This is a genomic window from Microcoleus sp. S13_C3 (assembly GCF_036700905.1).
Classification (GTDB): domain Bacteria; phylum Cyanobacteriota; class Cyanobacteriia; order Cyanobacteriales; family Microcoleaceae; genus Microcoleus.
The window spans coordinates 17115-29742 of record NZ_JAUBPT010000103.1; the positions used below are offsets into that span (position 1 = coordinate 17115).

A 12628-nucleotide genomic window follows, 5' to 3' on the forward strand; every position below is an offset into this window, starting at 1 on the left:
CTAGTTTTAGGTCAAAAGCGGTTTCAAGCACCGAGTCTCATAAAATGGTTAGCAAACCCGGATTTTGTATCAGTCAACAGTCAACCGTCAACCGTCAACAGTCAACCGTCAACCGTCAACAGTCAACAGTCAACCGTCAACCGTCAACAATTCCCAATTAAAGAATAAAGTCTGCCTGAGTGATTGAAGTGCGGGTAACTCCGAATAAAGTAGCCAGAGTTTCCTTGGTGCTTGTAAGCTGAATAATTGTACTGGGCGAAGTTCCGGTTCCAGCGGAAATGGTGAGTTCGCCAAAAGTAAGACCGGCAGCCAAGCGAATCCGATCGGTACCATCAGTAAAATCTGTAATCACGTCCCCGTCTGCCAATCGCCCGATCGCAAAAGTATCGTTTCCGGCGCCGCCAGTTAAAGTATCTCTGCCGCGATCGCCCGATAAACAGTCATCGCCGATGCCACCAAACAGCGAGTCATCGCCGGCACCCCCAAAAAACGTGTCATTACCCGCGCCGCCCAACAAAGTATCGGTGTCTTGGTTGCCAAACAGCAAATCATTACCCTCGTCGCCCAGCATTGAGTCAGTACCTTTGCCGCCGTAGAAAGTATCGTCGCCGGCGCCGCCCAAAACGCTGTCACGCCCTGCACCGCCGAACAGCAAATCATTGCCAACGTCGCCCAGCAGTGAGTCATCGCCGTCGCCGCCGTAGAGGGAATCGTCTCCGCCTAAGCCAAAAATGCTGTCAGGGCCACCCAAACCAAATATCAAGTTAGCGCCCGCAGTACCTCTGAGGGAGTCGGGGCCGCTGGTGCCGCGAGTGCCACCAGGTGCCCCTCCGGGACTGGTACCGCCAGGTGCCCCTCCGGGACTGGTACCGCCGCTGGGGGTTGGGGTTGTGACGGGAATTGGTCGAATTGGCACTGCTGGTGGCATGATTCTGAAGATGGGTAGAAATTTGCAATTCTAACTTAGCCTAAAACCGGAAGTTATAAGCTCGCCAACCGCCGAGATGAGAAATATCGATCGCATCCGCCACAGCATAAGGTTCGCACAAAAAGCCCTGCACCGTCGAGCCGTCCTCCAAGACCAGCGTACCAATTCCCAAGGGCGGGGGAATTTTAGCGACAAATCCGCCGAAAGCCGCGATCGACAACTCCCAAACTTCCACCTCGATCGCGCTACCGCCCTCTATCTGACGCACCAATCCCGGCTTGCCCAGAGCAGTACCCGTCAAAGCGTACAGCTTGTAAATCGGGCTGGTACGGCAGGCGCGAACCAAAATTCCTCCGAGTTCGATTAGTTGATAATTCAGCGGTTCACCGCTCAAATGAGCGCCAACCACGGCTATTTTGACTCGTTCTTCTGAGGAATATTTGGCTGCGGTGGCTGGTTCCGGGAGGGTTGGCAGCGGCAGACCGATTGCGCCCAAAGTTCCCCCCAAGCTAGCGTGGAAAGCAGAGCCCAGGCGGCAGAGCGATAAATCGTGCCACGCAGGAGCCATCAGTGTCAATCCTGCGGGCAATCCGCTGCTTTGAAACCCGCTGGGAACTGCGATCGCGCACAAATCGAGCAAATTCGCAAAGTTCGTGTAGCGCCCCAGATTGGTGTTGAGCGCGATCGGCTCGGCTGCAACTTCTGCGACAGTATAAATCGTACCTGTCGTCGGCACCGCCAACACATCCATTGACTGCCACTGAATTTCTGCCTTCTGGCGGAGTTCGGCCAACCGATACGACGCGCGGTAGGCAGAGACAGCATCGTAGCGTTTGCCGCCGCTGATAATTTCGTAGACGATCGGATCGATATCCTCTGGGTGCGCGTCCAGGAAATCGCCGATCGCGGCCAACCTTTCTGCTACCCAAGGCCCGCCGTAGAGCTGTTCGGCAGCATCCGCAAAGGGTTTGAAGTCAATAGGTGCGATCGTGCAGCCCAATGATTGCAAGCGCGCGATCGACTCCCGGTAGCGCTGTTCGGCTTCTGCATTCCCGAAAAATTCGAGTTCGCTGTCTGCGGGAACTCCCACCCGCAAGCGGGATAAATCCGGCAAAACTTTCGTTTCAGGGTGGCGAGAAAACGCATCCTCAGCGTCAAAACCGCTGGCTACTTGCAGCACGGAGGCAGCATCCGCACAGGTGAGAGCGAACACAGACACGCAATCGAGCGATCGCACTGCTGGCAGTAAGCCGCTAGTGCTGATTGATCCGCAACTGGGCTTCAGCCCGACAATGTTGGTAAAAGCAGCGGGAACCCGCCCCGATCCTGCGGTATCGGTACCCAGAGCAAAACTCACCAATCCGGCGGAGACTGCTGCTGCGGAACCGGAACTCGATCCGCCAGGGATGTAGCGCCGATCGAAGGGATTGCGACAAACTCCATAGGGCGTGCGGGTTCCCACTAATCCTGTGGCAAATTGATCCATGTTTGTTTTGCCGATCGCGATCGCACCTGCCGCGCACAAACGCTCTACGACTGCGGACGATCGCGCTGGAGTGCGAGCAAACGCAGGACATCCCGCCGTAGTCGGAACGCCCGCCCAATCGAGATTATCTTTGATCGCAAAAGGTATTCCGTAGAGCGGCAATTGTTGCGGGTCTAGGTTTTCCAAGGCTTTGGCCCGTTCGAGGGTTTCCGCCTGCGGTGCTAAATAAATCCATACTGCCGGATCTGCATAGCGTTCGATCTGATCGTACACGCTGGCGATCGTATCTGCAGGCGCGATCGAGCCTGTGCGGTAGCGATCGAGCAGTGAATGAATGTCGAGACTGTTGCTGTAGTTAACTTTTTCCATAATGCACTATCAATTTCATCTAATATCAATTCCGGTTAGATCGGAATGATTAAACCACAGAGGGCACAGAGGACACAGAGAAAGAGAAGAGAGAGATTCATAATTCCGATGTCAACGGATTTGATATAACTCGATTTTCGATTTTCGATTTTCGATTGAATAGTTGACTTCACAGGCTGCGTTTGGCGAGCTTTCGATTTTCGATTGAATAGTGAACAAATGACTCCAAAGGCTGCGTTTGGCGAGCGTTATTACAAATACAAGGTTAGTTTACCGCATTGTCGATCGTACTCGCATCCAGTTAGCGGGCAATCGAAGTATTTCTCAATAAATCTTCAACCCTGGCCTTGCGGGTTTCGTCTTTTTGTGCACGGAAACTTCGCGATTTCCAAGCGCCCGGTTTAATCTTCCCAAAACTTTAATTTGACAAATCCGAGAAAAACCGTTTTTTGTAACCATTTACACATTTTATCATCAAGTTTGCTGTTACGGTTTGAAACAGAGCAATCTAGTAGGATTGCACGCTACAGTATGCTTACCTTTAAAAAAGCTAAGTGCATTGCTGTTACCAACAGTCTCGAATAACTCCTTGGGTTGCAAACAGGACTTATACAGACAAAAAACGAAAAATTTAACCGCTTCTAGGGTTCCGATTTGAATCAGTTTCTAAGTCAGCTTAGAAATTTCAAGTGCTGGTCCGAGAGAAGCAGACTGGTTCTCCCAATATTTTAATGTTAGGGAAACACTAGCCAGTTACACGGCGGGATAAAAGCCCGGGAGAAACGCGATCGGTCATCAAGACTCGGTTCGTTAGCTCTCGGGCTTTATCCTTGTATATCAGGGGGGTTTGCAGAAGCTAAGGAAGCCAAAGAAGGTGCAAAAGCTCGATCGACATATTCACCTCTAACCAGCAACCAGAATATGCTATGAATATCCGATATTGCTCCACAAAAAGAATGCGCTCGCCCTTATCCTACTGCGCCATATTTTTTATCACTTTGTTTTTCGCTGTCGGCTGCGTCAACCCGGCAATTTATATCAAAACCACGACAGAAAGCGAAGCAGCTTCTTCAGTAAGTGCTAACGCAGTTCGCCTCGGATTCAGCGCGTGGCCCGGCTGGTTTCCGTGGCAAATTGCCAAAGAGCAAAAGATATTTGAAGCTAACAATGTTGCTGTAGACTTAAAATGGTTTGACGGCTACTTAGAATCGATCAGCACCCTCACAGCAGGACAGATAGATGCTAACAGCCAAACCCTCGGCGATACAGTAAACTCTATATCGGGCGGTGCTGACCAAGTAATTGTTTTAGTCAACGACAACTCGACTGGAAATGACAAAGTGATTGTCGCAGAAGGCATCAATTCCGTTGCCGATTTAAAAGGGAAAAAAGTTGCAGCAGAGGAAGGTACAGTCGATCACTTTTTATTGCTGTTAGGGCTGAGAAGAGCAGGTTTATCAGTGGGGGATATTCAATTTGTACCGCTGGAAACCGGCAAAGCTGCGGCGGCTTTCGTCGGAGGACAAGTCGATGCGGTGGCAGTATTTGCGCCGTTTACCACGCAGGCATTAAAGCGAAAAAACAGCAAGGAACTGTTTAGTTCCAAAGATTTTCCGGGGGCGATTTCCGACCATTTGGTATTCACCCGAAAGTTGATCAGCGAACACCCCGATCGAGTGCAAGCCCTGGTCAATTCATGGTTTGCAACATTGGAATACATGAAATCAAATAAAGAGAAATCTTACGAGATTCTCGCCAACCGCGCCGGAGTCAGCGTTGAGGAATACAAAGAATATGAAAACGGCACTAAGATATTTACGATCGAGGAAAACTTGAAAGCGTTTCAACCGGGAAATGACATGACATCATTGCAGTTTGCGGCGGCCGAAATGACTAAATTTCTCGTCGATGTAAATTTAGCCAAAACCCAACCCGATATCAGCCGATTATTTGACGATCGCTTTATAAAAGCTTATGCCGAAGGTAAAAGCTAAAAGGCATAATTTACGATTGTGCAGACACAAGAAAATTTCACAAATATTCCTTTTAAAAATCCCCAAAACCTACTCAAATTACTCGCTAAACCGTTCTGCAATTAAATCATGCCACCAAATCCCGATCCCCGATCCATTCAATCCCACCTCAAGCAAAAAAACCTAAATCCCACCGTTTTCTGGCGGATTGCGGAAGAGATACCACAACCCCTCAATATTGGGTTAACGGTGACATCGATCGCACTGCCGCTGCTGCTGTGGTGGCTAGTAACAACCTTCGCCAACGTAGACCCCAAATTTTTGCCTTCCCCCGGCAAAGTTTTAGAGGCATTTGGCCGGCTGTGGAACACTCGCGAACTTTTGAAAGACACAGTAGCGAGTTTGTGGCGGGTGGGAGTTGGCTTTCTGTTCGCCTTGGTTTTTTCCATACCAATTGGCGTGCTGATGGGCAGTTTTCCCAGTATTCGCGCCTTGCTGGAACCCATGTTCGGCTTGATGCGATATATGCCCGCACCAGCATTCATTCCCCTATTAATTCTCTATTTGGGAATCGGCGAAGAACCCAAAATAACGCTGATATTTATCGGTGTCTTTTTCTTCAATTCCCTGATGGTGATGGATACAGTCAAGTTTGTTCCAAAAGACTTGATCGAATCTACTTATATGTTGGGCGGGAATCGCTGGGAAATCCTCACTCAAGTTATTTTTCCCCACGTTTTGCCGGGAATTCTTGATGCTAGCCGCATCAACCTAGCTGCGGCTTGGCAATTGGTAATCGTGTCGGAATTGATTGCGGCAACCGAAGGCTTAGGCCGCCGGATCAGCGTCGCAGGTCGATTTCTCCGAACGGATGAAATTTTTGTGGGGCTGATTGTCATTGGGGCGATCGGACTGACTTTTGACTTGCTTTTTCAATATCTGCTGCGGGTTTATTGTAAATGGTCAAGTCAGAAACAGTAAGCAGATGTTATACAAATCCTTGTTAAAAACTCTCGATCGTAATCGGCGGTTGAAACCGCTTCTAAACAAACGAAGTCCGCCTTCGCGGACTAAAGAGTTACTAACGAGTATTTGGTGTTATAAAGCAGACTGGTGTCATTTTTTTACTTACAATACAGAGGATAAACTCATGTTTCTGCAAATCAACAATCTGCACAAAAACTTTGAAACGAAAAAGGGTAAATTAGTTGTCCTCAAGGACATCAATATGAGCATCAAGCAAGGCGAATTTATCTGCGCGGTAGGGGCATCCGGTTCGGGCAAATCTACTCTGTTGAGGCAGATTGCGGGATTGGACAAGCCGACAACAGGGGAAGTAAAAATTGATGGCAAGGAAGTTGTTTCGCCTGGGCCGGATCGAGGTATGGTATTTCAGCATTACACTCTTTATCCTTGGATGAACGTGCAGGAAAATGCAGAGTTTGGCCTCAAACTTCAAGGCGTTTCCAAGAAAAAGCGGCGCGAACAAGCGAGCTATTATTTGAATGTGGTAGGATTGACGCAGTTTGCTTCGTCGCTGCCGAAGGAATTGTCGGGCGGGATGAAACAGCGGGTGGCGATCGCCCGCGCCCTCGCTTCTGAACCTAAAGTGTTATTAATGGATGAACCTTTCGGCGCCTTGGATATCCACACTAAAGAATCGATGCACGAATTTATGCTGGATTTGTGGCGCCGCACTCAGATTACAATCTTTATGATTACCCATGATGTCGAAGAAGCGGTGTTTCTTTCCAATCGAATTTATGCTTTGGGCGCTCGTCCAGGTACAGTGAGAAAGGAAATGTCGATTAATTTGCCCGATCGCACTCCCAGCGTTAAACGCCACGCCAAATTCCACGATTACCGCGACGAACTCATGGATTTGATGCGGAAACACGGACAGGAAGCAGTTGCAATGGCTGCTTAAATAAAAATAGGTTTGTATTTGCACTTTTTGGGCGGGCAGGATGCCCAACCCCTACTCCCCACAAGAAAACTCACTTTTTGTGGAACGGGCATCTTGCCCGTTCTTGAGAATGGTGCAAGATGTCAACGGACAGGAAGCAGTTGCAATGGCTGCTTAAATAGAAATAGGTTAATAGTTGCACTTTTTGCGCGGGCGCCAAGAGTTTAACTGCAAACCTAAGTAAGTGGAAACTTAACATCTTGCACCCTTGTCAATTACCTATTTAGGAACGGGCAAGATGCCCGTTCCACAAAACTCAATTTTATTGTGGAACGGGCATCTTGCCCGTTCTTAAGAATGGTGCAAGATATCAGTGTAAATAAATATTACTTTGGGAGAGGGTGATTTTTGCCACTACAAAATACTATTGTTTTATTTCGCTGACCTACCCAAATACATCAAGAGGAACTTATGGTGCAACTATCATCGATCGACCCAAACTCACAAATTGATTCAAGCCTCGTATTAATCGAAGAAACCGTACCGGGCGGCGCGTACTGGTCGGGAGTCATCAAGCGGGGAAACACCCTGCGAATCACCGATTTAGAAGGCTCTCGCGGCGTTTCCATGCTGTGCTACAACGCCGACAATGCGATCGAACGTTTCAACGCAGCAGACACCGCCAAAATTCAATTCAACGCCTTTCTCAAACAAGGCATGGTGATCTACACAGACATGGGACGCATCCTATTTTCCATCACCCAAGACACCTCCGGCTGTCACGATTTGTTAGGAGGATGCAGCAACGCCATTAGCAATGCCAAAAAATACGGCGAAGGAGACTGGAAAAACTCCCGCGACAACTTCCTCAAAGCCCTAACTCGGTGGGGATTGGGCAAAAAAGATATCATGCCCAACCTCAACTTATTTACTCGCATTGCCGTCAAACCAGACGGCACGATGGAGTTTCGCGAAGGCTGCGAAAAACCGGGTAGTTTTATCGATTTGCGAGCCGAAATGAACGTATTGACCATTATCTCTAACTGCCCCCACATCCTGCATCCGGGTTTAATTTACGATCCAAAACCCATCCAAATTCAGATTGTGAAAACCCCCGCACCCGCACCAGACGACTTGTGCCGCACCGCCAACCCGGAAGCCGTGCGCGGCTTCATCAACACTGATGCTTTGTTCGTGCAATAAACCCCCGATTACACAACTCAAAATTGTCCGCATCAATCTGCGGTGAAAACTTCTGTACTTCCATCACAAAAAGTGAACCATGACTGCAACTACCCAACAACTTCTCGATCCAAAAACTGCCATTTATAACGAAGTCTTACCCGCCAGATATCCCTGGTCTCGTGTCATCAAAAAAGGACAGATTCTTCGTATTGTAGATTTAGGCGGAAATCAAGCAGTAGATTTTTTAGTTTACAATGCCGATGACCCTTCCGAACGCTACAGCGCCCCCGATACGATCGTCAATCAAGGCAACATCTTTGTCACTACAAACAGCCAACTCCTTTCCAACGAAGGGCGAGCCATGATGACCATAATTGCTGACTCCTGCGGGCGCCACGATACCTCCGGCGGCGCCTGTAGCTGCGAGAGCAATTCGGTGCGGTTTGGACTAGATAAAAAATACCAGCACGCCTGTGTTGAAAATTTCCTCGCCGCAATTCTTCCCTACGGTTTGGGTAAGCGAGATTTAGTCAGCAATATCAACTTCTTTATGAATGTTCCGGTTAGCGAAGATGGCACGCTTGAAATTGTTGACGGCATCTCCGATCCGGGAAGCACAGTTGATTTGCGAGCCGAAATGAACGCGCTAGTTGCTATTTCTAACTGCCCGCAAATGAACAATCCTTGCAATGCTTACAATCCTACGCCGATTCAGTTGATTGTTTGGGATTCCGTGTAATCTGAAAATATCTAATTATTAGGACTTACGCACTCCGAACCAATAAACCGGGCTTTTTAACCGAGATTGAAGGTTTTAAGCAATTATTTTGGTGGACAAACTCGGTTTCTGACCCCCCTGAATAATCGATTGCCAATTAGCAATTACAGGACTTACGCACGGGGACTAAAGAAACCGGGTTTTTTAACCGAGATTAAGGGTTTAAACTAAATATAATGGTTAAAAAACCCGGTTTCATAATACTCGTGCGTAAGTCCAAAATTACCAATGCCCAATGCCCAATGCCCAATGCCCAATTCCCAATTCCCAATTCCCTAAATGTTTAACAAAGTTTTGATTGCAAATCGCGGTGAAATTGCCTGCCGAATTATCCGCACCCTCGATCGCCTCGGAATTGCTTCAGTAGCAGTATATTCTGAAGCCGACGCCCGCGCCTCGCACGTTTTTGCCGCCAGCGAAGCCGTTTGTATCGGTGCAGCCGCCGCAGCCGAGAGTTATTTGCGGTTCGATCGCATTCTCGAAGTTGCGCGCCAAACAAAAGCTGAAGCTATCCATCCGGGTTACGGCTTTTTGAGCGAAAATGCTGAATTTGCCGAAGCTTGTGCAAGCGAAAATATTGCATTTATCGGCCCGACTCCGAGTCAGTTGCGCTGCTTTGGATTGAAGCACACCGCGCGGGAAATAGCCGCTGCAAATCAAGTGCCGCTAACTCCCGGAAGCGAACTTTTAGCAAGTTTGGAGGATGCCCAAAAAGCGGCTGGGGCGATCGGCTATCCGGTGATGCTCAAAAGTACCGCCGGCGGCGGCGGCATCGGTTTGCAGGCTTGTTTTGGCGATCAAGATTTGGCAGAAGCATTTGAAAAAGTACAGCGTTTGAGTCAAAGCAATTTTAAACAAAGCGGCGTTTTTTTAGAGAAATACATTCAAACAGCCAGACACATTGAAGTCCAAATCTTTGGAGATGGCAAAGGAAACGTCATAGCCTTGGGCGAGCGAGATTGTTCGGTGCAGCGGCGCAATCAAAAAGTAATTGAAGAAACCCCCGCCCCTGCTATTAGCGACGAACAGCGAAATCAGTTGTACGGTGCAGCCGTGCGGTTGGGAAAAGCCGTAAATTACCAGTCAGCCGGTACAGTTGAATTTGTCTTTGATGTCGATGCGAAACAGTTTTATTTTTTAGAAGTCAACACGCGCTTGCAAGTCGAACACGGCGTTACTGAAGCTGTCAACAACATCGACCTCGTTGAGTGGATGGTAAAACAGGCTTCGGGAGATTTGTTTCCCCTGGAAGAGTACCGCTATCGGCCGCAGGGACACTCAATTGAGGTGCGAATTTATGCCGAAGATGCCGGCAAGAATTTTCAGCCGAGTTCCGGGTTGCTGAATCAAGTTGCGTTTCCCGAAAACGTCCGCTGCGATAGTTGGATAGAAACCGGCACTGAGGTAACTCCTTTTTACGATCCGCTGCTAGCCAAAGTAATCGTTTGCGGGGATAATCGAACCCAGGCGATCGCTAAACTAAAAGCTGCTTTAGATGCCAGTGAAATAGCGGGAATTGAAACTAATTTAGATTACCTCCGCCAGATTTTGGACGATTCCCGATTCAGCCGGGGCGAACTGAGCACGCGCTTTTTAAACTCTTTTGAATACGCACCTTTAACGATCGATGTATTGGATGGGGGAACCTACAGCAGCATTCAAGATTATCCGGGGCGAATTGGCTATTGGGATGTGGGCGTGCCGCCTTCTGGGCCGATGGATCATCTGGCATTTCGATCGGCAAATCGTTTAGTAGGAAATCCCGAATCGACAGCAGGATTGGAATTCACAGCGACAGGCCCAACTCTGCGCTTTAATGCCGATACAGTTATTAGTTTGACTGGTGCAATTATGAAGGGAACGCTAAACGGCGAATCGGTGCCGTTTTGGACGGCAATTCCCGTAAAAGCTGGCAGCATTCTCAAGTTAAAAGCCATTCAAGGCGGCGGCTACCGCACTTATTTAGCAGTCAAACACGGCTTTAATGTCCCCGATTATTTGGGCAGCAAATCAACTTTTGTACTGGGCAAATTTGGCGGACACGCGGGCCGCACGCTGCGTCCGGGAGATGTGTTAAAACTCAATCAAACGGCAACTCTGGAAGCGGAATTATCTTTACCTCCAGAACTAATTCCCACCTACAGCAATAATTGGGAAATTGGTGTTTTGTACGGGCCTCACGGCGCGCCGGATTTCTTTACTGAGTCAGACATCGAAATGTTTTTCTCCACAGAATGGCAGGTGCATTACAACTCGACGCGGACGGGCATTCGGCTGATCGGCCCGAAGCCCACTTGGGCGCGTCAAGACGGCGGAGAAGCGGGTTTGCACCCGTCTAACATTCACGATAATGCTTATGCGATCGGCACGATCGATTTTACGGGCGATATGCCTGTAATTCTCGGTCTTGACGGCCCGAGTTTGGGAGGTTTTGTGTGTCCTGCTACTATTGTGCAGTCGGAATTGTGGAAAATCGGGCAACTGAAACCGGGGGACAGCATTCGCTTTCACTGTTTGAGTTTTGCTGAAGCTTTGCAGCGGGAATTAGCACAAAATAGGCAAATTGCTACTTTTTGCTTGCCTGTTTTTGGTGAAAATTCGGAGGAATTGCCCGCCGTTCTCACCTCTCCAATTTTGCACGAAATTCCCGAATCTCCGGGACAGGTTGCTGTTAATTACCGTCAAGCTGGGGATAAATATATTCTAGTTGAATACGGCCCGTTGGTGCTGGATTTAAATTTGCGTTTTCGGGCGCACGCATTGATGGAACAGTTGAAAGCAAATCCGTTGCCTGGTGTTATCGAATTAGTGCCGGGAATGCGATCGCTCCAAATTCACTTTGAGGGCCGCCAGATTTCGCAACAGCAGCTAATGCAGGCGCTGATTGCGGCGGAAGCGGAACTTCTGGCGATCGAGGATTTGGAAGTGCCGGCGCGAATTGTGCACTTGCCTTTATCTTGGGAAGATGAATCGACGCTGTTGGCAATTGAAAAATATATGCAGTCTGTGCGATCGGATGCACCTTGGTGTCCCAGCAATATTGAGTTTATTCGGCGCATAAACGGGCTTGACAGCATCGAACAAGTCAGAGAAATTGTATTTAATGCTAGCTATTTAGTGATGGGTTTGGGAGACGTTTATTTAGGCGCGCCCGTCGCAACTCCCCTCGATCCGCGCCACCGTTTGGTTACTACTAAATACAATCCCGCCCGCACTTGGACTCCTGAAAATGCAGTTGGCATTGGCGGCGCGTATTTGTGCGTTTACGGGATGGAAGGGCCGGGAGGTTATCAATTTGTCGGCCGCACGGTGCAAATGTGGAATCGGTTCAAACAAACGGCGGATTTCCAGTCTGGTAAACCTTGGCTTTTACGCTTTTTTGACCAAATCCGATTTTATCCGGTTTCTCATGAGGAATTGCACCGCTGTCGGGAAGAATTTATTGAAGGGAAGTTTAAATTAAAGGTTGAGGAAATCACTTTTAATTTGAGAGAATACAATGAGTTTTTGCATTCTATTGCTAACAGTGCGGCTGAGTTTAAAGCGCAGCAGCAGGCCGCATTTAATGCAGAGCGCGATCGCTGGGCCGCATCCGGGGAATTTGAAGCTGAATCTGCCGCAGAATCCTCGGCGGATGTGGCTTCTGAAACAGCGGCGGAGGTTGTTTTGCCGATCGGCTGTGAGGCTGTTGTCGCTCACGTTTCGGCCAATGTTTGGCAGGTGCTGGTTAATGTTGGAGATGCGGTTGCTGAGGGCGATCGGCTATTAATTTTGGAAGCGATGAAAATGGAAATTGCTATTACTGCTGATGTTGCCGGCACTGTGGCCGAGTTGTTTTGTGAAAAGGGACAAACGGTGACAGCAGGGCAAATTCTAGCGGCTGTTCAACCGAATTAATCCCTTTGTTGTCAGTTCGGGGACAGTGGGAAGCCGTTGCATAATTGGGGGATGATTTTGATTGTTTTGTGGGATGGGATATCGTAGCCAGTCAGGTGTATTTTCA

At 48.7% G+C, this 12628-nt stretch carries 8 protein-coding genes and 1 riboswitch; of the genes, 6 read left to right on the forward strand and 2 right to left on the reverse strand.

The genetic code is table 11. The features are described 5' to 3' along the window. Positions 1 to 157: 157 nt before the first annotated feature. Positions 158 to 928, reverse strand: a complete 771-nt coding sequence (locus QUA16_RS24375) for a calcium-binding protein (protein ID WP_333106374.1) — start codon at positions 926 to 928, stop codon at positions 158 to 160. Between the two features lie 40 nt (positions 929 to 968). Further along, positions 969 to 2783 (reverse strand): allophanate hydrolase, encoded by a 1815-nt coding sequence (gene atzF, locus QUA16_RS24380; RefSeq protein ID WP_333106373.1) that lies wholly within the window; start codon positions 2781 to 2783, stop codon positions 969 to 971. 630 nt (positions 2784 to 3413) lie between these two features. Then, a riboswitch (guanidine-I (ykkC/yxkD leader) is annotated at positions 3414 to 3565 on the forward strand. 144 nt (positions 3566 to 3709) lie between these two features. On the opposite strand from atzF, the gene QUA16_RS24385 reads away from it, so the two are divergent. The 6 genes from QUA16_RS24385 to uca all read left to right on the forward strand — a co-directional run bounded on the left by QUA16_RS24385 (position 3710) and on the right by uca (position 12522). Then, entirely contained in the window at positions 3710 to 4777 is a 1068-nt protein-coding gene (locus QUA16_RS24385) for an ABC transporter substrate-binding protein (protein WP_333106372.1), read from the forward strand. A 108-nt stretch (positions 4778 to 4885) separates the two neighbouring features. Beyond that, complete coding sequence (locus tag QUA16_RS24390) at positions 4886 to 5737, forward strand: ABC transporter permease (RefSeq protein WP_333106371.1); 852 nt, start codon at positions 4886 to 4888, stop codon at positions 5735 to 5737. Between the two features lie 169 nt (positions 5738 to 5906). Beyond that, the gene (locus tag QUA16_RS24395; protein WP_333041363.1) at positions 5907 to 6683 is read left to right on the forward strand and encodes an ABC transporter ATP-binding protein; all 777 of its coding nucleotides are present in this window, start codon (positions 5907 to 5909) and stop codon (positions 6681 to 6683) included. Positions 6684 to 7133: 450 nt separating this feature from the next. Continuing rightward, positions 7134 to 7865: an urea amidolyase associated protein UAAP1 gene (locus tag QUA16_RS24400; RefSeq protein WP_333106370.1), complete on the forward strand. Its 732-nt coding sequence runs from the start codon at positions 7134 to 7136 to the stop codon at positions 7863 to 7865. A 79-nt stretch (positions 7866 to 7944) separates the two neighbouring features. Continuing rightward, a complete protein-coding gene (locus QUA16_RS24405) occupies positions 7945 to 8586 on the forward strand; it encodes an urea amidolyase associated protein UAAP2 (protein WP_333106369.1) in 642 nt (213 codons plus the stop codon). A gap of 318 nt (positions 8587 to 8904) precedes the next feature. Then, the gene (gene uca, locus QUA16_RS24410) at positions 8905 to 12522 is read left to right on the forward strand and encodes an urea carboxylase (RefSeq protein WP_333106368.1); all 3618 of its coding nucleotides are present in this window, start codon (positions 8905 to 8907) and stop codon (positions 12520 to 12522) included. The last annotated feature ends 106 nt before the right edge of the window (positions 12523 to 12628 follow it).